Source organism: Paenibacillus sp. FSL H3-0333, assembly GCF_038002805.1.
GTDB classification, from domain to species: Bacteria; Bacillota; Bacilli; order Paenibacillales; family Paenibacillaceae; genus Paenibacillus_AQ; species Paenibacillus_AQ silagei.
This window is the reverse complement of the sequence record NZ_JBBODG010000001.1, coordinates 2,098,992-2,123,129: the sequence shown is the minus strand read 5'-3', so window position 1 is coordinate 2,123,129 and position 24,138 is coordinate 2,098,992. Positions and strand designations below refer to the sequence as shown.

General features: G+C 54.7%; 20 protein-coding genes, 1 pseudogene and 1 riboswitch. Of the genes and pseudogenes, 6 read left to right on the top strand and 15 right to left on the bottom strand.

Translation table 11 applies throughout. The features are described 5' to 3' along the window. Positions 1–50: 50 nt before the first annotated feature. From MHH78_RS09475 to MHH78_RS09465, 3 genes are all read left to right on the top strand, one after another. Positions 51–1,292, top strand: a complete 1,242-nt coding sequence (locus MHH78_RS09475) for a GGDEF domain-containing protein (RefSeq protein WP_341167248.1) — start codon at positions 51–53, stop codon at positions 1,290–1,292. Positions 1,293–1,582: 290 nt separating this feature from the next. After that, positions 1,583–1,897 (top strand): helix-turn-helix domain-containing protein, encoded by a 315-nt coding sequence (locus MHH78_RS09470; RefSeq protein ID WP_339310606.1) that lies wholly within the window; start codon positions 1,583–1,585, stop codon positions 1,895–1,897. Between the two features lie 35 nt (positions 1,898–1,932). Next, complete coding sequence (locus tag MHH78_RS09465) at positions 1,933–2,835, top strand: IS3 family transposase (RefSeq protein WP_341167247.1); 903 nt, start codon at positions 1,933–1,935, stop codon at positions 2,833–2,835. A gap of 259 nt (positions 2,836–3,094) precedes the next feature. On the opposite strand, the gene ypfJ is transcribed toward MHH78_RS09465, so the two are convergent. From ypfJ to hemA, 12 genes and pseudogenes are all read right to left on the bottom strand, one after another. Next, positions 3,095–3,955: a KPN_02809 family neutral zinc metallopeptidase gene (ypfJ, locus tag MHH78_RS09460; RefSeq protein ID WP_341167246.1), complete on the bottom strand. Its 861-nt coding sequence runs from the start codon at positions 3,953–3,955 to the stop codon at positions 3,095–3,097. A gap of 194 nt (positions 3,956–4,149) precedes the next feature. Beyond that, a complete protein-coding gene (locus MHH78_RS09455; protein WP_036725930.1) occupies positions 4,150–4,701 on the bottom strand; it encodes a hypothetical protein in 552 nt (183 codons plus the stop codon). A gap of 433 nt (positions 4,702–5,134) precedes the next feature. Next, positions 5,135–6,208, bottom strand: a complete 1,074-nt coding sequence (gene tnpB / locus MHH78_RS09450) for an IS200/IS605 family element RNA-guided endonuclease TnpB (RefSeq protein WP_341167245.1) — start codon at positions 6,206–6,208, stop codon at positions 5,135–5,137. A gap of 6 nt (positions 6,209–6,214) precedes the next feature. Continuing rightward, entirely contained in the window at positions 6,215–6,616 is a 402-nt protein-coding gene (tnpA, locus tag MHH78_RS09445; protein ID WP_143803733.1) for an IS200/IS605 family transposase, read from the bottom strand. A gap of 642 nt (positions 6,617–7,258) precedes the next feature. Then, positions 7,259–7,984, bottom strand: a pseudogene (locus MHH78_RS09440) (RluA family pseudouridine synthase); the annotation flags it as partial. Between the two features lie 125 nt (positions 7,985–8,109). Continuing rightward, positions 8,110–9,411 (bottom strand): glutamate-1-semialdehyde 2,1-aminomutase, encoded by a 1,302-nt coding sequence (hemL, locus tag MHH78_RS09435; protein WP_200869542.1) that lies wholly within the window; start codon positions 9,409–9,411, stop codon positions 8,110–8,112. 24 nt (positions 9,412–9,435) lie between these two features. Next, entirely contained in the window at positions 9,436–10,434 is a 999-nt protein-coding gene (gene hemB, locus MHH78_RS09430) for a porphobilinogen synthase (protein WP_341167244.1), read from the bottom strand. Positions 10,435–10,576: 142 nt separating this feature from the next. Further along, the gene (gene cobA, locus MHH78_RS09425) at positions 10,577–12,124 is read right to left on the bottom strand and encodes a uroporphyrinogen-III C-methyltransferase (RefSeq protein ID WP_036726083.1); all 1,548 of its coding nucleotides are present in this window, start codon (positions 12,122–12,124) and stop codon (positions 10,577–10,579) included. A 91-nt stretch (positions 12,125–12,215) separates the two neighbouring features. Further along, the gene (gene hemC, locus MHH78_RS09420) at positions 12,216–13,160 is read right to left on the bottom strand and encodes a hydroxymethylbilane synthase (RefSeq protein ID WP_341167243.1); all 945 of its coding nucleotides are present in this window, start codon (positions 13,158–13,160) and stop codon (positions 12,216–12,218) included. 609 nt (positions 13,161–13,769) lie between these two features. Continuing rightward, positions 13,770–14,417: a precorrin-2 dehydrogenase/sirohydrochlorin ferrochelatase family protein gene (locus MHH78_RS09415; protein ID WP_076079436.1), complete on the bottom strand. Its 648-nt coding sequence runs from the start codon at positions 14,415–14,417 to the stop codon at positions 13,770–13,772. Between the two features lie 352 nt (positions 14,418–14,769). Then, on the bottom strand, positions 14,770–15,594 hold the full coding sequence (ccsA, locus tag MHH78_RS09410; RefSeq protein ID WP_076079435.1) for a cytochrome c biogenesis protein CcsA: 825 nt from the start codon (positions 15,592–15,594) through the stop codon (positions 14,770–14,772). 5 nt (positions 15,595–15,599) lie between these two features. Then, complete coding sequence (hemA, locus tag MHH78_RS09405; RefSeq protein WP_076079434.1) at positions 15,600–16,991, bottom strand: glutamyl-tRNA reductase; 1,392 nt, start codon at positions 16,989–16,991, stop codon at positions 15,600–15,602. A 331-nt stretch (positions 16,992–17,322) separates the two neighbouring features. Further along, positions 17,323–17,425, top strand: a riboswitch (purine riboswitch). Positions 17,426–17,549: 124 nt separating this feature from the next. Here hemA and MHH78_RS09400 point away from each other — a divergent pair. The 3 genes from MHH78_RS09400 to hpt are packed head-to-tail and all read left to right on the top strand — an operon-like array spanning position 17,550 to position 20,215. Further along, entirely contained in the window at positions 17,550–18,110 is a 561-nt protein-coding gene (locus tag MHH78_RS09400; protein WP_076079433.1) for a phosphoribosyltransferase, read from the top strand. Positions 18,111–18,142: 32 nt separating this feature from the next. Further along, positions 18,143–19,657 (top strand): IMP dehydrogenase, encoded by a 1,515-nt coding sequence (locus tag MHH78_RS09395; protein ID WP_341167242.1) that lies wholly within the window; start codon positions 18,143–18,145, stop codon positions 19,655–19,657. A gap of 30 nt (positions 19,658–19,687) precedes the next feature. Continuing rightward, positions 19,688–20,215, top strand: a complete 528-nt coding sequence (hpt, locus tag MHH78_RS09390) for a hypoxanthine phosphoribosyltransferase (protein WP_076079431.1) — start codon at positions 19,688–19,690, stop codon at positions 20,213–20,215. Positions 20,216–20,326: 111 nt separating this feature from the next. Here the strand turns inward: hpt and MHH78_RS09385 are convergent, their stop codons facing one another. Genes MHH78_RS09385 through MHH78_RS09375 form a run of 3 tightly spaced genes read right to left on the bottom strand, consistent with a single transcriptional unit; the run spans position 20,327 to position 24,100 of the window. Next, positions 20,327–21,889, bottom strand: coding sequence for a glycoside hydrolase family 76 protein (locus tag MHH78_RS09385; RefSeq protein WP_341167241.1), 1,563 nt, complete (start codon positions 21,887–21,889; stop codon positions 20,327–20,329). A gap of 56 nt (positions 21,890–21,945) precedes the next feature. Further along, positions 21,946–23,004: a glycoside hydrolase family 76 protein gene (locus tag MHH78_RS09380; protein WP_341167240.1), complete on the bottom strand. Its 1,059-nt coding sequence runs from the start codon at positions 23,002–23,004 to the stop codon at positions 21,946–21,948. 19 nt (positions 23,005–23,023) lie between these two features. After that, entirely contained in the window at positions 23,024–24,100 is a 1,077-nt protein-coding gene (locus MHH78_RS09375; RefSeq protein WP_341167239.1) for a glycoside hydrolase family 76 protein, read from the bottom strand. Positions 24,101–24,138 lie beyond the last annotated feature (38 nt).

Sequence of the window (24,138 nt, the reverse complement as noted above, 5' to 3'; positions counted from 1 at the left end):
ATCATCTTTTCGGGTATAATCGGTATAAATCCTGAAAGGAAATTTCCGACATGTCAAAAGCGAGGGTATTTGACCTTTTTCTATTTGTCGCATCCCTGGCTATAGCCTTCATTCCCGCGCATGCTGTAGTCCTGGACGTTACCTATATAAAAGCACTGCTGCTATACACTATCTTCTCCAGCATCTACTTCCAATTGCGGATAGTAACCCGGAGCGGGAATTCTACGATCGATTACGCCATCAGCTATACCTCCTCCTTCGGGATTTTTGCCGGTCCGCTCGGCACGCTCCTGTTCGAGACTATATACCGGTTCATCGTATATTTCTATAAAAAGAAAACAAAAACCGCCGATCCCGGAGAGTTCCTGGATACCTTCTACAATATCGGTTCGTTCACACTGGGCGGCTCTGCTGCGTACTATCTGTATACGGCGCTCTCTCCCCTGGCGGACAAGCTTCCGCTCGGATACTGGCTGCTGTTCCTGCTCGTGGTCTGCGTTACCACCCTGCTGTCCTCCACCTTCCTGGTGCTGACCTTTGCCTTGTCGGGAGATATCAAGACACGCCGGGAAGCGAGGAACCTACTGTTCCGAAGCCGGAATCTGCTGGATTTCAGCAAGGTGGCTCTTAGTAATGCTCTGCTGCTGCGGCTGCTGCAAATGGAGAAATGGGAGATGCTGATCGCCCTGTTCCTGCTCAACTATGTAGTCAGTATCTCGTTCTATTCGAAGTCGCAGAGTGCCCAGCACAAGTATGAACGCGACAAATTCGAGCAGATGGCTTACCGCGACTTCCTGACCGGAACCTATAACCGGGCGCATATGGACAAGATGATGAAGGAGCTGAACCAGGGCGGGGAGTACATCGGGATTGTAGTGGCGGATATCGACCGGTTCAAAAAAATCAATGACAGCTACAACCACGCCGTTGGTGACCGGGTCATTGTTCATTTTGCCAAGACGCTGCAGAAGCATCTGCAGGAGCAGGATATTCTGTTCCGCAGCGGCGGGGAAGAGTTCACGCTCTTCCTAAGGGACAAGACCTTCGAGGAGTGCAGGACGCAGATTCAGGAGATTCTGGACAGCCTTCACGGTCACACCGTAAGTGCAGAATTCGAGGAGCAGATCATCCGCGTGCCCTATTCGGCATCCTTCGGACTCTTTTACTATAAGGCAGACCCGGACCAGAAGACCTCTATGGAAAAAGGGTATGTCTACGCCGACCAGCTCCTGCTGGAGTCCAAGAAGCTTGGCCGCAACCGTCTGTCTTACCGGAATGATGTGCAGCCGTAAGCACATGTTCCCGCGCAGGGGGAACTGCGTGGGAGGGACGGGCAGAACCCGCCAAATTGTATGCTGTTTTTGGCATACATTTGATCCGTGCGCCTGCGCGGAAGCACATTGTATGCTGTTTTTGGCATACATTCGGCCCGTGCGCCTGCGCGGCAGCACATTGTATGCTGTTTTTGGCATACATTTGGTCCGTGCGCCTGCGCGGCAGCACATTGCTCCACAGCCCCCTAAAGAAGTTGGAGTCCTCCCCCACAAAAATGTAGACTAGATATAGGAGGAGGATGAACGGTATGGGACACTTAACAGGAACAAGAGAGAAGGCAGCGCAAGAGGTGTTGTCTGGCATTAAGGCAGCGGTGGTTGCCCGAAAGTATGGGGTGACCCCATCGACGGTGAATCAGTGGGTGAGGGACTACCGAGAGACCCATGGGGAACAAGATCATCCGTATCCCCAGGAGCAGGTGGAGGAACTGAAGCGCCTCCTGGACGTGGAGCAGAAATACGAGAAGGCCGTCAAGATCCTCGGCGAAAAGGAGTTAGAGATCGAGATTCTGCGTGAACTGCTAAAAAAGCCAACCCCTGCTTATCCGAAAAAATCGAGGTAGCCGACATGTTCATTAAGCAGGGGAATACCGCAGCGTTGGTACTACGTCACGTGGGGCTAGCAGAGTCTACGTATTACGACCGTAAGAAACGCAAGAAGCAGGATGCCCAGGCCGTACCCCAGGGGCGCGGAAGATCCGTACCCGGCTATTCCCTGACCGAGTCTGGAGAGAAGATTAGCGACGAGGAAATCCAGGAATGGCTGCTGGAATTAATCGCTGGAGAGGAGCACGTGTACGGGTACAAACTGCTGGCCAAGTGCTTGTGGAACCAGCACGGGCTGAGGCTCAATCACAAGAAAAGCTACCGGCTGTGTCAGGCGCTGGATATCCTGCAGCCGCAGCGTCACAAGCGTTTTAAGCATCCTCGGAAGCTGCCGGAGAACCGGGTCATTACAGGGGCGGGTCAGCTCTGGCAGATGGACATTAAGTACGGTTACGTGGCGGGCCAGGGCAGGCATTTCTTTGTCCTGAGTATTATCGATGTGTTTACCCGTGTCATCGTCGGCTACCACCGTGGATCGTCGTGTGAAGCCAAGCACGCCTGCCAGACGCTGGGACGCGCCATGGAGCAACACTGCGCCCCTGACAGCGCACGCCCGGTGATCCGCACCGACAATGGCCCACAGTTCGTCAGCCATCTGTTTGGCGACATGTGTGAAAGCTGGGAAATGACCCATGAACGCATTCCGCCTCGAACGCCGGATTTAAATGCTTTTATTGAATCGTTCCACAGTAATATCGATCGGGATTTGTTCCGCAAAGAGGCCTTCGAGACGTTCGAAGAGGCCTATGAAGCCGTGGACCGGTACATGGACTTCTACAACAATCGCAGAATGCATACAAGCCTTCGTAACATGCCGCCAGCTACCTTTGCGGAGTGGGTCCAGACTCTAGAAGACCGCTCCCGCTTCTTCTGGCCGAGAGAAAAAGCGAAATAAAGAGCATATCTACGACAAGTGCTGATTTTATACGGAGGACTCCGGGATAAGGGGGGCGCACCGATTGTATGCTGTTTTTGGCATACATTTGGTCCGTGCGCCTGCGCGGCAGCACATTGTATGCTGTTTTTGGCATACATTCCAGCTTCCCGGCGGAGCAGAAACGGCTCCTCATAATAATGTCCCTAATAAGAACAAGAGCCGCTCTCCGTCAAGCGGATGGGCGGCTCTTAGTGTTCCTATTTCGGAATGCCGGCGGCTATAGTTCAGCAGCCTTAAAGGTATCTCCACCGGCAATCGTGCCGGAGTTAAACCCCTTGTAGAACCAGCGCTTGCGTTGTTCGGAGGTTCCGTGTGTGAAGCTGTCGGGCACCACATACCCTTGGGCGCGCTTCTGGATCGTATCATCCCCGACTGCGCTCGCCGCGGTCAGCGCCTCATCCAAATCTCCTTCCTCCAGCAGATTCTGGCCCTGAACATGATGCGCCCACACCCCGGCATAATAATCGGCCTGCAGCTCGAAGCGGACCTGAACCTTGTTGAATTCAGTCTCGCTGAGACGCTGGCGCTCTGAATTCAGCTGCTCGGAAGCGCCCAGCAGCGTCTGCACATGATGACCCACCTCGTGGGCAATCACATACGCCATGGCGAAGTCACCCGGCGCCTTGAACTGCTGCTGCAGCTCATCATAGAAACTGAGGTCGATATACAGGTTGGCATCCCCCGGGCAATAGAACGGGCCGACGGCCGAGCTCGCGGTTCCGCAGGCAGAGTTCACGCTGCCGCTGTAGAGCACAAGCGTCGGGTCCTGATAAGTCATCCCCTGCTCCTTGAAGATATCGGACCAGACATCCTCGGTATCGGCCAGCACCACGGATACGAACTCGGATAACTCCTTCTCCTGGGCGCTCTGTTCATAAGGGGCACTTGAGTTCGTGCCCGAACCCGTTGAAGTCAAATTCCCCATAATATCGCCGATATTCCCTCCGCTCAGCAGCGTAACAATCACTATAATCACAATCCCGCTGATTCCGCCGCCAATCAGCTTGCCCCCGCCTCCACCGCCGCGGCCTCTGCGGTCTTCCACATTAGAACTACCTCTTCTACCCTGCCATTTCATGGCCTTCCCCCCAGTTATGAATACTCGCGCATACTGATGTATTTGTACTTATTACTGTTATACCCATAATTGCAGGGGTGCCACTCTCTTGAACAGCGAAGCCGGTCTGTCGACAAATGGAAACAGCATAGCAAAACCCCTCCACAGCCGCAGCCATAAAGGGGTTAACATCGTTTAAATGATGGAACAGCTGTTTATTTTGCAGCTTTGGCCGCACTTAGAATGGCCTTCAGGTAACCTTGAGTATCCACCAGAGTTGCACCGCTTACAGCGTCAACAACTTGCTCTTTGCTTTTGTTAGTCAGTGTAGCTTCAAGGGATTTTATAGTTTTGCCTGTTGCGAATTTCTCGATAGCCGCCAGGTTCTTGTCATAGGCTACTGTCGATTTGGCTTCTTCCGTCATGTGCTCACTGTAGTATTTGGCGTTGGCCTTCTTGGAGGCCAGCACCATATTAGGGTCTTTGTAATTCTTGCCAAAATCCTTGTCCGAGTTCGGTACGCCAGTGGCTACATCGGTGCCCAGGAACTGATAATCATCCAGCGAAGCCGCAACGATTACGCCATTCTGGACTACAGCAACCGCTACGGTGAAGCATTTGGTGCCATGGGCAGCCGCTTCCACCCGGCCCACCTTAAGCGGTGCACTCGCTGCCGAAGTGACATTGTTCAGAGCGCCGCTGTTCCCTACCCCGACAAGTGCCAACGAGATGCCGGCCACGAGCATTAACTTAGTAACTTTTTTCACAAATATTCCCCCAGTTCATCAAATAGACTGCGCTTACATAATATTTTTATCAATATATTGGAAGCCCGTCAGTTACAAATGTTACTGGAAATCTGCAAATATCTGGATTGTAAATGCGCAGAGGGAAATTAAAGGGGATATTTGGAGACCAAGCTGCCAAAATAGCAGTCAGCCTCCATAGATTAGCTGCAATTCTCTTTAACCGAATATCCGGCAACAGTTGGAACAACAACACTTATATAACCTGAAAATAAACATATAGGACATATTGAGAAAATTAGATGCCCTAAATCCACTTAACGTTTTCTGGAGAGTAATAGTGCGTAAAGTGAACTACCATCCACCTAAGAGGTGGCGGCTTCTTGGTCAATGAAGCTACTGCTCCAAGTTTACCCAAGCTCAAAGGCTAGTCCCTAGCCCAATCATTGCAATATCACATTGCTAGTTTCAGTAGGTTTTGAGCAGCGTTTACATCCCGATCATGATGCACGTTACATTCTGGACAAGTCCACTCTCGCAAGGCAAGATTCTTCACCTCTGCGTTCTTATAACCGCAACAGGAGCAAAGCTGACTGCTTGCATAGTGCTTAGGGGCAATAATAAGCTCTCTGCCATACCATTGAGCCTTATATTCAAGCATCGAACGGAACATACGCCAAGATACCTCGCTAATCGCTTTTGCAAGTTTGTGATTCTGCATCATATTCTTTACACGTAAGTCTTCCATCACGATAACTTGGTTTTCGTTTATCATTTTGGCAGACGTTTTATGCAAGAAGTCTTTACGCTGATTCGCTATTTTTTCATGTAACTTGGCAGCTTTCAGCCTAGCCTTATGACGGTTATGGCTTCCCTTCTTCTTCCGCGATACATCCTTTTGCAGCTTCGCTAATCGCTTTTCAGACGTACGCAAGTATTTAGGATTGGATATGATTTCGCCATTTGAAGTCATAGCAAAGTCTTTCAGCCCAAGATCAACGCCAATCTTCGTATGCATTTTGGGCAACTGGACGATATCCGTTTCAACCAATACGGAAGCATAATACTTTCCCGTTGGTGTTTTTGAAATCGTGCATGATTTGATCAGCCCCACGAATGGGCGGTGCAGCTTGATTTTGATGCTAGTTTTTAGCTTTGGAATCTTGAGATATCCATCCTCTATAGCCACTGTTCCATTTTGGTTATTCGTTGTGAAGCTATGATTATTCGTCTTCTTGCTCTTAAATTTAGGAAATCCCGTTTTCTTATCCCGAAAAAAATTCTTATAAGCCTTGTCTAAATTCAGTTGTGTATTCGCTAAGGCAAGGCTATCGACTTCTTTCAGCCAGTCGAATTCCTTTTTGTATTGTGCGGGTGTATTCTTGAGTATCGTTTCCGTTTGCTTGTAATGTTCAATTTTATCTGCAAGCATTCTGTTGTAGATGAAGCGAACGCATCCGAACACTTTAGCGAAGTAGTGTTGTTGCCCATGGCTTGGATAGATACGGTATTTGTAGGCTTTCAGCAATGGCGATCACCCTTTCACACCTTGGTTTTCGATGTATTTTTGAATGACGTCTATTGGCGCTCCACCAGTTGTAAGCAAGCAATAGGAGCGTGACCAAAAAGCCTCTTTCCAAAGTGATTTTCGGAGGGTAGGAAACTCCTTCTTGATCAGCCTAGATGATGCACTCTTATAAGCGTTGAGAAATTTAGAAATGTCGGTATTAGGATGAGTTTTCATTAGGATGTGAACGTGATCCCTGTCATGATTCCATTCCTGCAAAGTCACATTGTAAGTAGGCTGAATGTATGCAAATATCTCTTTCAGACGTTCGGATATTGGATCTGTAATTACTTTCCTACGATACTTGATTACTAGAATAAGGTGGAAGTGAAGGGAGAACACTGAATGGTTATTCGAGTCTAATTTCATTAATTTCACTGACCTTTCCAAGATACGACCGAATACTTTAATTATAGCATCTTAGGCGGTTAGAATCCATGTAGATTAGACCGTTTCCATTCATCCCCCACTTAAAGAAGATAGGGGAATTCTGTCAACTTATGGTTAAATAACATAAATCCACTTCTTGTTCGATGTTTCGGCTGGGGGAGGTCGCACTGAACAACAACTAAAAAGCCGAGCCGCAATCCTCCAGATATCAGAGAAACGCGGCCCGGCTGGGGATGGCATCTATGGAGTTACTTAACTTCACGGAGCCGATTAGGTAATGGCCTACTCCTGATCTACGCCGCCGATTTGCTCGCGCAGGCGGCGCAGATCCTCCGGCCAGGGATCAGATACCTCGATCTTACTTCGGGTCCAAGGGTGGGCGAAAATCAGCTTCTCGCCATGCAGTGCCTGCCGGTCGGAACTCTCCTGCTTCGCCTTGACTCCCGGCTTCGAAGGTGGAGCTGGCGGCTGCTTGCCTTGGACTTGCAAACCAGGGGTAAGGCCTGCCTTCTCCTGCTCTTCGAACCAGGCCGTAATGGCAGATTTCACCTGACCAGGCTCCGAACGAAGGGGCTGCTTCTCCTTAAGGCTGTTGCCGGAAGGAATACCCGCAGTATGCCAGGCCGATCCTCCATAGAGGTCGTCCCCGAAGAGCGGATGCCCCGCATGGCTGAGGTGGACACGAATTTGATGCGTCCGGCCCGTCTCCAGCTGCAGCTTCACTACAGTCCCGCCGGGCAGGGCTTCGCGTCCCACAATCCGAGTTACCGCCTCCTGCCCTCCCGGGGATACCCGCCTGCGCGCCGCATGATGGCGGTCACGGCCGATCGGAGCATCGATCACCGCAAGCTCAGGCGGCACTGCGCCTTCAACAATCGCGGCATACAGGCGGGATACATTCTTCTCACGCATATCTTCATCCAGCACAAGCTGGGCGTATTCGTTCTTCGCATACAGTACAGGTCCGGTAGTATCCTTGTCCAGCCGGTGGATATGGCGGACGGGAATCCCTCCGCCGAAGGCCGCATAATGCGCGGCTACGAGATGATCCAGCGTCACTTCCGTGCTGCTTCCGTCCGGATGAACCGCCAGACCCGCAGGCTTGTGGACCACAAGGCAGAAGTCGTCCTCGAACAGCACCTCAGCCGCAGCCTCCTGCCATACCGGCTCTATTCCGGCTTCCCGGTGAGGGAACAGGGCCAACCGCAGCCGGTCGCCCCGCCACTGGATGCCGTTCTCGCGGCGCAGCCGGGCGTGCAGCTTCGCTGGCATCCCGGCTACGCCCAGCAGCCAGGCATCGATGGCGGCCTGCTTGTCGGCAGCCGCTGTAATGACCCGGCCAGGCATGGCTTCCAGCCATTCGCCGCGCCGGGTCCACTTGCCGCCGCCCGCGAAGGGGCCGCTGGCGCCATCACTTCCGTCTTGGATCTCGCCGCCGCCATGCTGGCCGGACAGCTCCTCCGGTCCAGCCGTCATAGCGATTTCAGGGCCTGATAATGGCCCGCAATCGTATCGTCAATATCCTGCTCGCTATGCGCAGCGGATACGAACATGCCTTCGAACTGGGAGGGCGGAACGCTGATGCCCTGATCCAGCATTTTGCCGAAATAACGCTTGAACAGCTCCAGGTTACTGGTCTTGGCCGTCTCGAAGTTAATGACCGGCTCCTCCGTGAAGAACGGACATACCATCGAGCCCACGCGGTTAATCGTCAGCGGAATCCCCGTCTCCTGCGCATTGCGCTTAAGCCCGGCTTCCAGTCTCGCGCCAAGCGACTCCAGACGGGTGTAGACCTCAGGGGTCAGCAGCGCAAGCGTGCTGTAGCCCGCAGCCATCGCCAGCGGATTCCCGCTGAGTGTGCCCGCCTGATAGATCGGGCCGGACGGGGCGATTTGCTCCATAATCTCTCTTTTGCCGCCGTAAGCCCCTACAGGCAGACCGCCGCCGATCACCTTGCCGAAGCAGGTCAGATCTGGGTCCATCCCGAACAGCCCCTGCGCACATCCCCGGTCCACACGGAAGCCGGTCATCACCTCGTCAAAAATCAGCAACGCCCCGTACCCTGTCGTCACCTTGCGGAGACCCTCCAGGAAGCCCGGAAGCGGAGGCACCACGCCCATATTTCCGGCGATCGGCTCAACGATGATAGCGGCAATTTCGTTGCCGTAACGCTCAAACGCGATTTTGACCCCGTCCAGGTCATTATAAGGTACCGTGATCGTATTCACGGCCACACCTTCCGGCACGCCCGGACTATCCGGCAGCCCCAAGGTCGCCACCCCGGAACCGGCCTTAATCAGCAGGCTGTCGGCATGGCCGTGATAGGAGCCTTCGAATTTGAGGATTTTGCTGCGTCCGGTATAGCCGCGGGCCAGTCTGATCGCGCTCATTGTCGCTTCCGTTCCCGAGTTCACCATGCGGACAATGTCCACCGAGGCTACGCGTTCTACCACGGTTTTGGCCATTGCGGTCTCAAGCAGGGTCGGCGCGCCGAAGCTTGTCCCTCTGGCCGCAGTCTCCTGCAGCGCCTTCACCACCTCAGGATGGGCATGTCCCATAATCAGCGGTCCCCACGAGCAGACGTAGTCAATGAAGCTGTTGCCGTCAATATCGTAGATCCGTGAGCCTTCGCCCCTCTCCACATAGACCGGGGTCAATCCTACAGATTTGAATGCCCGGACTGGGCTGTTCACCCCGCCGGGAATATATTGTTTTGCCTCTTCAAAAGCCATGCGGGAAGCCTCTTCCCGGCGGTTCAACGGCATATTGCCCATGCTTGTTCCCTCCAGTTCCTGATCCTAGCCGCACAGCCAACGGGCTGCGTCCTTGGCGAAATAGGTAATAATTATATCTGCTCCGGCGCGCTTCATGCCGGTCAGCATCTCCAGCACAACCGCCTGCTCATCGATCCAGCCCTGCTGCGCAGCCGCCTTGACCATCGAGTACTCCCCGCTGACGTTGTAGGCTACAAGCGGCAGATCGAACTGGTCGCGGATGGTGCGGATGACATCCAGATAAGCCAGCGCAGGCTTCACCATCAGCATGTCCGCGCCTTCCAGCACATCGGAATCCGCTTCGCGAACGGCTTCCCGCAGGTTGGCCGGGTCCATCTGATACGTCTTGCGGTTGCCGAACTGGGGAGCGGAATCCGCTGCTTCGCGGAACGGGCCGTAGAAGGCGGAGGCGTATTTTACCGAATAGGACATAATCGGCACCTGCTCGAAGCCATTCGCATCGAGTCCGGCACGGATCGCCTGCACGAATCCGTCCATCATGTTGGACGGCGCGATAATATCCGCCCCTGCCCGGGCCTGCGAGACCGCCGTGCGGGTCAGCAGCTCAAGCGAAGCATCGTTGATTACATCCCCGTGCACCACACCGTCCACCGTATGGGTATGCACCATGCCGCAGTGGCCGTGGTCGGTGAATTCACACAGGCAGGTATCGGCGACAACCAGTAGGTCGGGATACCATTTTTTGATCAGACGCGTGGCTTCCTGCACAATGCCATCGTCTGCGAAGCCGGACGAGCCAACCGCATCCTTCGTCTCGGGAATACCGAACAGCAGTACCGCCGGAATGCCGAGGGAAGCAATCTCATCCACCTCCGCCTTCAGCGTATCCAGCGAGAAATGATAGACGCCGGGCATGGAGCTGATCTCATTCTTCACACCTGTTCCATAGGTTACAAAAATCGGCTGGATGAAATCCAGCACATTCAGAACGGTCTCGCGCACCATGCCGCGAATACCGGCCGACCCGCGCAAACGGCGGTGTCTGGTTATTGGAAAGCTCATTTGTTGTATCCTCCTGTTCAGTAAGTATATAATCACATCTATTCGTCTTAAGCAGTATTGAGATGTTAAAGTTATCGCTGCCAGTAGGCCAGACCCGTTTGCAATGCTCAAAGACAATGCTGACAGATCCGGCAGGAACAGGCTATCTCAGCCTCGTCGATTCATTCCAGCGGCATAGCTCCTGCACCAGTCCTTCGATGGTGGCTTCTTCCGGGAGCAGTCCCGGAGTGAGGCCCGCTTCGACTGCGGTCTGCTCGGTAACCGGGCCGATGCAGGCAATCTTGACGCCCGCCAGCAACTCCAGCGGATCTTCCAGGCCCATTCTCTTCAGAATGCCGAGGAAATTGCGCACCGTGGACGAGCTGGTGAAGGTTACCGCATGGATGCGCTTCTCCTCCAGCAGCTTAACCAGCTCAATATCATCCTCCCCGGTGACAATCGTCTCATACGTATCCACCTCGGTCACTTCCAGCCCCAGTTCCCCGAGCTTCGCCGGCAGCCACTCACGCGCCAGGTCGCCGCGCGGAAGCAGCACCTTCTGCCCGGACTTAAGCTCGGGGCCGAAGGTTTCGATCAGCCCTTCCGCCTGAAAGCGTCCGGGCAGCTCCTCGGAGATCAGCCCGCGCTCTGCGAGCGCCGCAGCCGTCCCCGGTCCCACAGCGCACAGCCGCGCCCCGTGCAAACTGCGGATATCCAGCTTCTGCTGCGTCAGATGACGCATGAAGAAGTCTACGCCGTTCGGACTGGTGAAGAACACCCAGTCGTACGCCGCAAGCCCGCCAAGAGCCGCAGCGATCTCCGCCTGCTTGCCCGCATCCCGCTGCATCACCGTCTCAATGACCGGGAACTCATACGGCTCGCCGCCCAGCTCCTCGATCCGGTCCACCAGCTCACTTGCCTGTGCGCGTGCCCGCGTCACTACAATGCGCTTGCCGAACAGCGGCAGCGCCTCCACCCACATCAGGTGCTCCCGCTGGAGCACAACATCACCGACCACAATAACCGCCGGCGGCTGAAAATCCGCTGCCGTAACCTTCGCCTCAATATCGGCCAGCGTGCCGGTCAGCGTCTCCTGATCCGCACGGGTTCCCCAGCGCACCAGCGCCACCGGAGTTTCCGGCGGACGTCCGTGCTTCATGAGCTGGGCGCTGATGTAGCCAATTTTGGCGACACCCATCAGGAATACCAGCGTGCCTGTCGCATTCGTTACTTTATCCCATTGAATGGAATGATCCAGCTTATCCGGGCTCTCATGGCCGGTAATAATCGACAGGGAAGACGATGCCTCCCGGTGGGTCACCGGAATACCGGCATACGCCGGGACGCTGATGGCCGAGGTAATGCCCGGCACAATCTCATAGTAGATGCCATTCCTGCGCAGCAGCTCCGCTTCTTCACCCACCCGGCCAAAAATCACGGGGTCCCCGCCCTTCAGACGCACCACCGTTTTGCCCTCCAATGCGAGATCTACCAGCAGCTGATTAATATCCTCCTGCTTCATCGTATGGCGGTCCGAAAGCTTGCCTACGTATATTTTCTCACCGCCGGGCTTCATCCATTTCAGCAGCCTTGGACTGGCCAGCCTGTCATAGACCAGCACATCGGCCTTCCGGATACACTCCAGCCCCTTGACTGTAATCAGCTTCGCATCCCCCGGACCTGCACCTACCAGATATACCTTCCCCGCCATCTCCGTCATCCCCTTATCCCTCTACACATGCGATTCTGGCCTGCATAAGCTTCTCCCCAACGCACACTATTCCCTGTCTAACCCTTACCCCTTATTCCCTTACATCTGCCAAAATCTTCTCCGCACCTCTGGCCACCAGCTTACGCGCGACCTCCGAACCCAGCTCCACCGGATCATTGCCGGTGCAGGTCTCCTTCAGAATGACTGTGCCGTCCGGTGTTCCGACCATTCCGGTTAACGTTATGGACGGACCTGCAGCTTCGCCTTCCGGCTCAAGGATCGCGTAAGCGCCGATCGGCACCTGACAGCCGCCGTTCAGGGCGCCCAGGAAGGTCCGCTCCGCTGTCACCGTGAGTGCCGTGCGCTCATCATTATACAGCGCCAGCAGCTTGCGCAGTTCCTCATCGTCCTCACGGCACTCAATACCGAGTGCTCCTTGGCCTACAGCGGGCAGGCAGACCTCAGGCGGCAAATATGCCGTAATCCGGTCCTGCCAGCCCATCCGCGACAGCCCCGCTGCTGCCAGCAGAATCGCGTCATATTCGCCGCTCTCCAGCTTTTTCAGCCGCGAATCAATATTGCCGCGTACCGGCTCAATAAGCAGATCCGGCCGGAGTGCAGCCAGTTGGCTGGAGCGTCGCAGACTGCTTGTGCCTACGCGCGCGCCTTGCGGCAGACCCTCCAGACCCGCTCCGCTATTAGAGATCAGAACGTCGCGCGGATCTTCACGCTTCGGCACCGCACCGTTCATCAAGCCTTCCGGCAATTCGGAAGGCATATCCTTCATGCTATGTACTGCCATATCAATATCCTTCGCCAGCATCGCCTGTTCAATTTCCTTGACGAACAGACCTTTGCCGCCCACTTTGGACAGGGTCACATCGAGAATACGGTCACCCTTGGTCACAATCTTATGCACCTCAAAAGTAAAATCAAACCCATGCTCTCCGCTTAGCCGCTCCAGATCGGCAATCACATGCCCCGTCTGCGTTAAAGCCAGCGCACTTTGTCTGCTGCCCACGATAATCTTCCGCATGCCCACTCCCCCTGTTCAAGTCAGTCCCTTATTTCAGCCGCCGCCGCCGTACCTAACCCCTGAATTTGCTCGCTTGAGCTGTTTCGGCCGAATTCAAGGGTATTTATACACTTCATTTGCTCAACTGAGCTGATTCGGCCGAATTCAGGTGTATTTACACACCTAATTTGCTCGATTGAGCCGTTTCGCCCGTATTCAGGTGTATTTATACACTTCATTTGCTCGACTGAGCTGATTCGGCCGAATTCAGGTGTATTTATACACTTCATTTGCTCGATTGAGCTGTTTCGGCCGAATTCAAGGGTATTTATACACCTCATTTGCTCGATTGAGCTGATTCGGCCGAATTCAGGTGTATTTATACACTTCATTTGCTCGATTGAGCTGTTTCGGCCGAATTCAAGGGTATTTATACACCTCATTTGCTCGATTGAGCCGCTTCGCCCGTATTCAGGTGTATTTATACACCTCATTTGCTCAACTGAGCCGCTTCGGCCGAATTCAGGTGTATTTATACACCTAATTTGCTCCACAGAGCGCCTTTGGCCGAATTCAAGGGCATTTTTGCCCTTGCTTTGTTCGTCTCGATGGCCCAGCCACTTAAGCCCCCTATTCCTCCCGGTTGCGCGCCACCCAAGCCTCAATCTCCTCGGCCGTCCATGGTATAAAGGTGCCCTGCCGCAGCTCATTCAACACATCCAGCTTCCCCAGCCGCCGCAAAAGCCGCGAACGGTTCTCTGCCGCTGGCTCCAGCTGCTTGATGGCCGTCCGCAGCTCATGCAGGAAATCCAGATACGGCTCGTATTCCTCGCCGAGCAGCCCCGCAATCTGCTGCGTAATCCCCGCAGCCGCAGACGGTCCCGCCCCGGAGGTCGAGACCGCAACCGTGAGGCGCCCGCGGCGGAGCACGCCGGGCGTAATGAACGTGCCCGCCTCCGCATGGCTGGCCACATTAACGGGCAGCCCCAGCTGCCGGGCTTCCGCGGCAACGGCCTCGTTCACCGCCCTGTTATCGCTGGCGGCATAGACCAGCACAGCTCCCTGGAGATCCCCGGGAGCATAGGGGCGGCTGATCCATTGCAGCCGCCCCTCATCAGCCATCGCAGCCAGCGTCCCGCTGAGCGAGGGGCTGATCACCACCAGCTCCGCGCCTGCTTCCAGCAGCGGGACGGCCTTGCGCGCAGCCACCGCCCCACCGCCAACCACCACCACTCGCCTGCCTTCCACATCCAGCAGGATCGGCAAATATTTATTCATCCTGCTCACTCCAGCTCTTATCGCGAAGTTAATGTTAAATGCACCACAGTGACGATCAGCCCCGAACCACACCAATCAGCCTCGAACTACACCAATCATCCCGAACCACACCAATCAGCCTCGAACCACACCAATCAGCCCCGAACCACACCAATCAGCCCGAACTACACCAATCAGCCTCGAACTACACCAATCAGCCTCGAACCACACCAATCAGCCCCGAACCACACTGTCAGCCTCGAACCACACCATCAGCCTCGAACTACACCATTAGCCAACGACCAACCATCAGCCCCGAACCACACCAATCATCCGCGCCCCACACTATCAGCCACACCAAACCAACGTTCCCTTACTCCCCGCCCCAGCCATGGAACTCCGACCAGGAATTCAGCAGGAAGTTAAGAATAATGAAGCCGTACCCGGCAATCGCCCAGCGGGCCATGACGGTACCGCTTCGGCGGCCGGAGAACTTCAGCACAAGGTAGACGATATAGACACCCAGGCCCGTAAGCGTAGTCAGGACCTTCGTATCCTGAAAAAGCGGTGTCCGCTCTTCCGCGACAATCGACAGACCCGCCAGAATAAGCGAGGCCAGCAGCAGCGGAACTCCGGCCAGAATCGCCGTGTAGGAATATTTGTCCATCGTCTCCAGGCTGGGCAGCCTGCGGACACGGTCATCCCACTTCTTATTCTTCAGCTTCGTATGCAGGAATAGATACATTATCGCAAATACCGTCCCAAGTGTCAGTGCGGCAAAGCTCAGATTCGCCAAAATCACATGCATCGCCAGCCACCCGTGCACCGCACTCCAGCTCTGCAGCGTATGATCCTCCGCCGTCAGCCATACCCGGTTCAGCAGGAATACACTGAAGCCCGCCATGCTGAGCAGCAGGACGGTGAACTCGCCGCCGCGCATATAGGCCACCGCAAACGAGGTGACCACCATGCTGAAGGAGAACCAGAACAGGAAGTCGTAAGGCGTAAAGATCGGCAAGCCGCCCTCCTGGGAGAAGCGGATGGCCAGGCCCCCAAGCTGAAGCAGGCCGACAACAGCAAGAAGCCCTGTGCCCAGCCGCTTTCCGCCCGGATTGCGCCGAAGGCAATCCGAGAAAACAAACAGCAGGCTCAGGGCATATAGCAGCAGAGCGGCATCATATATTCCGTTCAGCAGCATGTGGCTCACCCGCCCAGCAGACCGGCTGGGGTAAGCACCGCTCCCGGCACACGGATCTCTCCGCCGGAGGGCCGTTCAGCAGAGCTGCGCTCAAGCGGTTCAACACTTTCACCGGCCGGACCTGCATCCAGCTGCTCCTGCAGGGCGAAGATTTGAGTGAAATACTCCAGTGCTTCATTCCCTTGCTTGCCGCCGGACATCTCCTTGATCACATTGATCGGATCATGCATCATCTGGTTGACAATGCTCTTGGTCAGCCGGCGGATCACCTTGCGCTGATGCTCATCCAGCTCAGGCAGCTTGTTGAACAGACTACCCATCGTTTCTTCATATATTCCGTTTGACTTGTCCTGCAGCGCACGGATCACCGGTCTGACGCCCAGCGTCTTCAGCCATTGCTGGAAATCCGCCATCTCGCCTTCAATCATAACCTCGATCTTGGCAGCTTCACTGCGGCGCATCTCCAGATTGCTCTCCACAATGCCTTCCAGATCATCGATATCATAGAGGAATACATCCGGCACACTGGCAGCAGCAGGGTCAATATCGCGCGGCACAGCAATGTCGATCATGAACAGCGGCCGTGAAGGGCGGCGCTTCATGCCCTCGGCTACCTGGGCAGCCGTCAGCACATAGCCGTCTGCACCTGTAGAGCTGATCACAATATCCACTTCATCCAGAGACTTCAGCGCCTCTTCAATCGTGCTGGGCTTACCCGAGAATTTCTCGGCCAGCTCGATAGCACGGGACAAGGTACGGTTGGCGACAATCACTTCCGCCGCGCCGCTGCTGTACAGATGCTTCACCGTCAGCTCGCTCATTTTGCCGGCGCCGAGAATGAGCACTCTTTTGCCGGTGAACATGCCAAAGATCCGCTTCCCCAGCTCCACGGCCGCATAGCTGACCGACACCGCGCTCTCACCAATCGAGGTCTCACTATGCGCACGCTTGCCGAGCGTCACCGCCTGCTTGAACAGCCGGTTAAACCAGGTTCCGGTAACCCCTTCCGCCTGAGCCGTCAGGAAGGCACTGCGCACCTGACCCAGAATCTGCGTCTCGCCAATCACCATGGAATCCAGACCGCAGGTGACACGCATCAGATGGGCAATCGCCTGCTCGTCTTCATATATATACATATGTTGCGTAAATACATCGCTTCTTACTCCGAACCACTGCTCCATGAAGCTGCGGATGAAATATCCGCACATATGAAGGCGGTCCACGACCACATAAATTTCCGTCCGGTTACAGGTGGCGACAACGACCCCTTCCAGAACGCTCTTCGTCTGCAGCAGCTGATGAAGCGCAGCAGGCAGATCCTTTTCGGCAAAAGCGAACTGTTCCCTCACCTCTACGGGAGCCGTACGGTAATTCAGGCCAACGACGACAATATGCATCGCTTGTTCACCATCCTAATCTATATTCATTGGTGTAGGCTCTGTTACTGCTTAGCAGCAAATATTAGTATCAATATCACAAGATCTCAAATCGCTGTGTTAAGTATATCACATCAAAATACGGCTTTTAACAAAACCTTTGAACTATTTATGAATTGCAGATAATAATTATTATAAACAAGTATTTAAGTCATTTAATATAACACAATGATGAAATATTGACACACTTTATTACGGATGATAGCATATAACAAATGATATGGGTTAACTTTTGTAACATACGTAGCGAAAATGGCCTGATTCTCCGTCCCTAAGTTAACACCGCGTCAGTTATCCCCCTTCAAACCTCTCTTGTATAAGCCCGTTAATCCGGAATGGGCGTATCTACAGGCAACCGTAAATTGCCCCAGGCTACAAGAGGCCAGCCCCCTGCTGGATGTATCAGCGTGAGCTCACGGGCGAAACCGTGCTTTTCTACGCTGATGTATCCTGCTTTGGACTGCGCCTCCTTTAGCCTGGGGTTTTTGGCATCCATTATAATAGAAGGAGTGAGGGCAAATGAGTGCTTCCTACGCAAGCTTAAGTGAATCGATTCGTAAGGCCAGAAATGTGAGAATCTACAAGAATAAGGACACCGCCTATGACTTCAAGCTCTACCCCTTCGGAGAACGCGGTACGTACATTGCCCCCGAGCTAATCCGTGAAATCACTCACAATCTGGCGGATGCTGTAACGGAGCAGTTTCCCGATTTTGATTACATTGTCTCCCCTGAACCCGGCGGTCATACCTGGGGGATGCTGGCTGCCTATAAGCTGATGAAGCCGATGAATATTCTGCGCCTCAGCACTGAGCTGTACGAGAATTATGAGGTTAGTGTGAGACGCGAGACGGCGTATAATGAGAATTATATTTATTTTGACGGCTTCTCCGCCGGTGACCGGGTGCTGCTGCTGGATGATGTGATCAGTTCCGGCGCTACGATCCGCTGCATTGCTGCTCAGTTGTCCGTGATGGGCATAGAGCTTGTCGGCGTGCAGGCGATTCTGGCCAAAGGAGAGCATTACAAGCAACTGGAAGCGGACATTGGAGTACCCGTCAGATTTCTGTCCCAGGTATGAGTTGTGAAAAAATAGCAGGGGAGTGACAAGCCATGGCTTTTTATTACGAGCAGCCTTCAAGAACCTTCAGTGAGTTCCTGCTGGTACCCAGTCTGACCACCAAAGATTGCATACCCGGCAATGTGGATCTTAGCACACCGGTAACCAAGTTCCGCCGGGGAGAGACTCCCGCACTGACCATGAACCTCCCCGTGACTTCGGCGGTAATGCAGGCGGTATCCGACCACAACATGGCGATTGCGCTGGCCAAAAGCGGGGGCATCTCCTTCATCTACGGCTCCCAGTCCATCGGCCAGCAGGTCGAAATGGTCCGCCGGGTCAAAAAGTTCAAAGCAGGATTCGTCCTCAGCGACTCCAACCTGCGCCCGGAAGACACGCTTCAGGATGTGCTGGCGCTGAAGGCGCGCAGCGGCCACTCCACCATTGCGATCACAGACAACGGGGAACCGACAGGCAGACTGATGGGCATCGTCACCAGCCGGGATTACCGCGAGAACCGCCTCCCGCCGGATTGCCCAATTACAGAGTTCATGACCCCGCTTGCTTCACTGATCTACGCCGAAGAAGGGATCACGCTGACAGAAGCGAACGACATGATCTGGGATCACAAGCTGAACTGCCTGCCGATTGTTAATGCCAGCGGCCATCTCGTCCATTTGGTCTTCCGCAAGGATTATGACAGCCATCAGGAGTATCCGCTGGAGCTGCATGACGACAACAAGCAGCTCATTGTAGGCGCAGGAATTAATTCGCGGGATTATAAGGAGCGTGTGCCAGCGCTGGTGGAAGCGGGGGCAGATATCCTGTGCATCGATTCTTCTGACGGGTACTCGGAGTGGCAGGCGGAGACCATCCATTATATTAAGGAGACTTTCGGGGAGAGCGTGAAGGTCGGTGCGGGCAATGTTGTTGACAAGGAAGGCTTCCTGTACCTCGTAGAGGCAGGAGCGGATTTCATCAAAGTCGGCATCGGCGGCGGCTCCATCTGTATTACCCGCGAGCAAAAAGGGATCGGACGCGGTCAGGCCTCCTCTGTCATCGAAGTGGCGGCGGCCCGCCAGGAATATTACGAGCAGACCGGTATCTATGTCCCCATCTGCTCGGACGGCGGGATTGTCCATGATTATCATATTGTGCTGGCGCTGGCGATGGGCGCTGACTTCGTGATGCTTGGGCGCTATTTTGCCAGATTCGATGAGAGCCCCGGACGCAAGCTGCTGGTCGGCGGGAACTTCGTGAAGGAATATTGGGGCGAAGGCTCCAGCCGTGCCCGCAACTGGCAGCGTTATGACTTCGGCAATGCCGATAAGGAGAGCAAGCTGGAGTTCGAGGAAGGCGTGGATTCTTTCATTCCCTATGCGGGACGGCTTAAGGACAATCTCGATCTCAGCATCAGCAAAATCAAGTCCACCATGTGCAATTGCGGCTCGCTGACCATCCCGGAACTACAGCAGAAGGCCAAGATTACCCTGGTTTCCTCGACAACGATCTTTGAAGGAGGCGCACATGATGTTATGCTTAAGGAAAAGGACAGATCCTCCTCGTGATCACATCCTAACCCATAAGGAGCGTCAACCATGACCCAAATTACCAAAGTTCTGGTCAGCAAGGACCAACTGCAGCAGCGAGTACAGGAACTGGGCGCTGAAATATCGCGCGATTACGAAGGCAAGGAACTGGTGCTTATCGGCATTCTTAAGGGCGGGGCCGTCTTCATGTCTGATCTGATGCGTGAGATCACCTTCCCGGTCGGCGTCGACTATATGTCGGTGTCCAGCTACGGGGCAAGCTCTACCTCCTCCGGCGTCATTACGATCAAGAAGGATATCGACATGGATATCCGCGGCAAGCATATCCTGCTAGTCGAGGATCTGATCGACACCGGCCTGACGCTTCAGCATCTGAAGGAGCTGTTCGCCCTGCGCGAGGCGGCAAGCGTGCGTATCTGCACCATCCTCAGCAAGCCTTCCCGCCGCCTCGTCGATGTTCCCATTGACTACAGCGGGATTGACATCCCGGACGAATTTGTCGTCGGCTATGGCCTGGATTACGCCGAGCAGTACCGCAATCTGCCGGAGGTCTGGATCGTAGAGACCGGGGACTAATACGGGGCTGTCCCAAAAGCTTCAAACGTTAAGAAAGCAGCGATTCCCATTATTGGAGAACCGCTGCTTTTTGTTTTTTGGTCCATTCCCCCTAAAATTATCCTGAAAAATTCAAAGCCCGCTCAGCAAATCAACATTCAGATAGTTCGTATTTCCGAGCGCACTGTTATACCCGAGTTGAATGGTGTTCGAGCCTGCGTTCAGCGGTACCGCGACGGATACCGTTCCGTATGCGCTCCAGCTGGAGGTGGAATTGAACACCAGATTGGAGGTAGTAACCACGCCGTTCACTTTCACGTAGCGGGAAGCATTGCCTGCCGCCGCCGCGTAGCGGAAGGTGACAGTTCTGGTTCCTGCTGCATTCTGGTTGACATAGAAATCAATGGAGGTGCCGCTTGTGTTCCAGCCCCCGACATACCCTCTTCCGGTAAAGCCGGCATTGGTGCTCTCATTGATCATCCCGCCTCCGCCGACCAGCGTCCGCGCGGCATTCTCCGCTTCATAAGCCCCGTTGCCCGCAATGTACCCGGTGTAGCCGTCAGCGGGAACGAGCTGCAGAATGGAAGCGCCCGCAGCAGCGGCCAGGCTCTGCACATAGGAAGTGCCCGTATTACGCAGCCAGTCGCTGCCGATGATTCCGTCGCTCATGCGGCGGTGATTCCAGGCCTGCGTTGCATTCTGCTGAAGAAAGCTTAAGTATTGCGACTGTCCGCCCAGCGTACGGAGACGGTTCAGATTGCGGGCAAAGACCATTTTGAAGCCCGCGGCATCATTCTCCCCTTCATACAACAGAGTCTGGGCGGAAACCATTTTATTAACGGCATACCCGGCTGCATTATTGGCATCCGTAAGGTAGGCGGCAGTTCCGGTAGCCTGATACAGGGACACAGCCGCCCCCAGGAACGTTCCGTAATTGTAAGTGAAGTCCCAATCCTTAACGATACCGCTGCCTGCACCTTCAATATGATCATTGATTTTGCTGCCATTGACCAGGGTGGATTTGGTCCAATTATAGATTTGTGTAGCCTTGGTCAGATAAGCAGGATCATTGTAGGCACTATACAGCTTGACTGCGGTCATGACCATCGGGGCATTCGTGGCCATATTCTTCTGGGCGTTGGCCTGGCCCGGGACATGGGCGTCCCTTCTCCACCAGATCCCGCCACCGTATGTGCTGTCCCATTCGCTGTAGATTTGGCCAAACAGGAAGCTGGCACGGTTCAGATACTCCGTCGTTCCCGTCAGTTCATAGGCTCTTGCGCAGGCCAGCGCCCACCAGCCCAGGTCATCGTTGAACGGATTCGTCATCATATCCGGGTATTTGGCGTTGAATCCGGTGTAGATCTCATCGATCATCGTGCGGTAGACATTGCTGCCCGTGCGCTCGTAGGCATCCATTACGGTCTCCCAGAGCTGTGCCTCCCACCAGAAATCGGTGTAGAGTCCCCCGTTCGGCCCGTGAGCATGTTCAGAATGAATCAGATGATCACTGTTGGTATAGAAGTATTTGGCGGAAGAATCATAGAATACTTGCACAAATGAGTTCATTGCAGCATCAGCGTTAGAGACGGTGAATGCCTCTGCCGTACCTCGTGCACCGGGAGCCGGTACAGCCAGAGACAGGGACAACAGACAGAGAACAGCGGCACTTCTTATTTTCTTCCAGGTGAACATTTCCGGGTACCCCCTTCATTTGTACATCCAGTCCACAACCGTCAGGCGGCAATGGGCTAATGATCAAGCTTGACTGCTCCCTCCAGCAGCATCAGACCGCTGAGCTGTACACTGAGTTGTACCGGCAGCCCGGGAACCTGCTCCCATGAGGGTCCGCACAGCCCCAGCGTCCGGTCCAGCCCTTGCCCCCATAGCGTCCGGGCATTGGCCAATATAACTTCACGGACCCGGTCATTTCCGGGGAAATGCTGCTCCAGCTGTACCAGATAGCGGATCAGAATTCCCTTGAACAATCCGGTGTCGTCAATCCCTTCATCCGGCAGCAGCAGCGATTCAGAATGGCATAAGCGGTCTAAGCAGACCTCAGCGGTCCGGCGGGCATCTGCGGCATAGCCGGAATCGCCGGTGACACGGCAGAGCTCTATCCCCGCTCCCACGAACACGCCCTGACAGTAAGTGAATTCCCAGTCGTAATCGATCTGCCCATCGCCCTGCCGGTTCATTCCATCCCATACGAACCCGGTGTCAGGGTCAACCAGATTGGCCTGGTTCCAGCGGTAAATCCGGATCGCCCAGTTCAGATCCTCCTCATGCCCCAGCAGCGAGTATAGGCGGGCGGCCAGAATAGCGGCCGGGGCATTCGCCGGCGTGTTCTTGTAATCCAGCTGATCTTTTTTCCAGGCCATGCCGCCCCCGCAGTGCTCATTCCAGGCCGTCTGAATATCCGCCCATAATTCAAGTACAGCATTCAGATATTCCGCTTCACCCGTAGCCTGATGCGCCCGCAGTAGCGCAAGGGCAGTCCATTCCATATCATCATAATAATTATGCTTGAACGTCCCGCCGTTATAGGTTTTCAAGCTGCGGCTCAGGCCGCGGATGCGTTCGGCATATCCGGAATCCCGCGTCCGTTCGTAAGCATCGGTCAGAACATCAATGACATGAGCCTGCCACCAGTAGTAGAAATTGTCGCCTGCCCTGCTGTATTCTCGCGGATACCATTGGTTCATAATTCCGCTGTCCACATTATAGTAGTGCCGCCAGAGAGAGTCTTGAAGCCAGTCCGCACGTTCTGCCCAGTTCTCTGCTGATGATGTCCCGTTAGAATGATCCATAAGCCCACCTCCTCCTATTTTAAAATGAGGGTTGAGCCCTCGGCTGCCCCGTCCCTGCAAGCACAGCCATCCGCTCCAGCAGCTTGATTCCGCTGAGCTGGGTGCTCAATTGCACAACGCCTGAAGGCGCCTTAGCCCAATCGGGTCCGAACAGAACCCGGTCTGCCGCCCTCCCTTGGTCCCACAGCAGCTCTGCGTTACTGCGCAGGAAGGCCTCGACAGCTCCGTCTGTCTGATCGGCCTGTGCCAGTTCTGCCGCATAGCGGACCAGAACGCCCTTGAAGAGACCGGCATCACCGCCGCCCTCATCCGGGAGCATGCTGGAATGCTGGCCAGCGAGTTCGTTGACCGCTGCGCCGAACGTGCGCCGGGCCTCCTCCAGATAGTCACGGCTCCCGGTAACCCGGTACAGCTCGATAGCCGCACCGATATAAACACCCTGATTGTACGTATATTTCCAATCCTTATCGATCCTGCCGTCACCGGTACGGTTCATTCCATCCCAGACGAAGCCCGTCTCCGGGTCCACCAGATGGGACTGCTGCCAGTTATACAGCGTATGTGCCCACTCCAGGTCCTGCGGATCTCCAAAGGCCTGATACAGGCGGGCGGCAAGGATGGCAGCCGGTGCATTAGCCGGAGTGTTCTTGTAATCCAGCTGCGATTTCTGCCAGGCGATGCCGCCCCCTGAATGGCTGTTCCAGCCAGTTCTGATATCCGTCCAGAGGATAAGAACCGTCTCTTTGTACAGCTCATCTCCGGTTGCCTGATATGCGCGAAGCCAGGCCAGGGCCATCCACTCCATGTCGTCGTACAGCTCATTGGGCCACACGCCGCCGTTGCGGCGGAGCAGTCCCGCATGTAGAGCGGACAGTCGTTCGCGGTACTTAGCAACCCCAGTCCGCAGCAGGCCGTCGGCCAGCACATCCACGGCATGGGCCATCCACCAATAATGAAAGACCGTATTACATGCGCCTTCCGGACAAGGTGTCTCAATGTCATACATTCCAATGGCTTCGTTCCAAAAGAATTCATCCAGCGCTTCCTGCGCCGAGTCCGCCCGTTTCGTCCATTGTTCAAGCTCTATTTGCTTCATATGGTGTCTCTCTCCCCGTAAATGATTTGCCATCGGCA

What these genes read in the sequence shown, in the direction of transcription:
- hpt (WP_076079431.1), top strand. Translation starts at nt 19,688, where the DNA reads ATGACCCAAATTACCAAAGTTCTGGTCAGCAAGGACCAACTGCAGCAG.
- MHH78_RS09400 (WP_076079433.1), top strand. Translation starts at nt 17,550, where the DNA reads ATGAGTGCTTCCTACGCAAGCTTAAGTGAATCGATTCGTAAGGCCAGA.
- hemA (WP_076079434.1), bottom strand. Translation starts at nt 16,991, where the DNA reads ATGCATATTGTCGTCGTTGGCCTGAATTACCGTACGGCTCCCGTAGAG.
- MHH78_RS09475 (WP_341167248.1), top strand. Translation starts at nt 51, where the DNA reads ATGTCAAAAGCGAGGGTATTTGACCTTTTTCTATTTGTCGCATCCCTG.
- MHH78_RS09470 (WP_339310606.1), top strand. Translation starts at nt 1,583, where the DNA reads ATGGGACACTTAACAGGAACAAGAGAGAAGGCAGCGCAAGAGGTGTTG.
- MHH78_RS09375 (WP_341167239.1), bottom strand. Translation starts at nt 24,100, where the DNA reads ATGAAGCAAATAGAGCTTGAACAATGGACGAAACGGGCGGACTCGGCG.
- ypfJ (WP_341167246.1), bottom strand. Translation starts at nt 3,955, where the DNA reads ATGAAATGGCAGGGTAGAAGAGGTAGTTCTAATGTGGAAGACCGCAGA.
- cobA (WP_036726083.1), bottom strand. Translation starts at nt 12,124, where the DNA reads ATGGCGGGGAAGGTATATCTGGTAGGTGCAGGTCCGGGGGATGCGAAG.
- MHH78_RS09395 (WP_341167242.1), top strand. Translation starts at nt 18,143, where the DNA reads ATGGCTTTTTATTACGAGCAGCCTTCAAGAACCTTCAGTGAGTTCCTG.
- MHH78_RS09385 (WP_341167241.1), bottom strand. Translation starts at nt 21,889, where the DNA reads ATGTTCACCTGGAAGAAAATAAGAAGTGCCGCTGTTCTCTGTCTGTTG.
- hemL (WP_200869542.1), bottom strand. Translation starts at nt 9,411, where the DNA reads ATGGGCAATATGCCGTTGAACCGCCGGGAAGAGGCTTCCCGCATGGCT.
- ccsA (WP_076079435.1), bottom strand. Translation starts at nt 15,594, where the DNA reads ATGCTGCTGAACGGAATATATGATGCCGCTCTGCTGCTATATGCCCTG.
- MHH78_RS09415 (WP_076079436.1), bottom strand. Translation starts at nt 14,417, where the DNA reads ATGAATAAATATTTGCCGATCCTGCTGGATGTGGAAGGCAGGCGAGTG.
- MHH78_RS09380 (WP_341167240.1), bottom strand. Translation starts at nt 23,004, where the DNA reads ATGGATCATTCTAACGGGACATCATCAGCAGAGAACTGGGCAGAACGT.
- tnpA (WP_143803733.1), bottom strand. Translation starts at nt 6,616, where the DNA reads ATGAAATTAGACTCGAATAACCATTCAGTGTTCTCCCTTCACTTCCAC.
- hemB (WP_341167244.1), bottom strand. Translation starts at nt 10,434, where the DNA reads ATGAGCTTTCCAATAACCAGACACCGCCGTTTGCGCGGGTCGGCCGGT.
- hemC (WP_341167243.1), bottom strand. Translation starts at nt 13,160, where the DNA reads ATGCGGAAGATTATCGTGGGCAGCAGACAAAGTGCGCTGGCTTTAACG.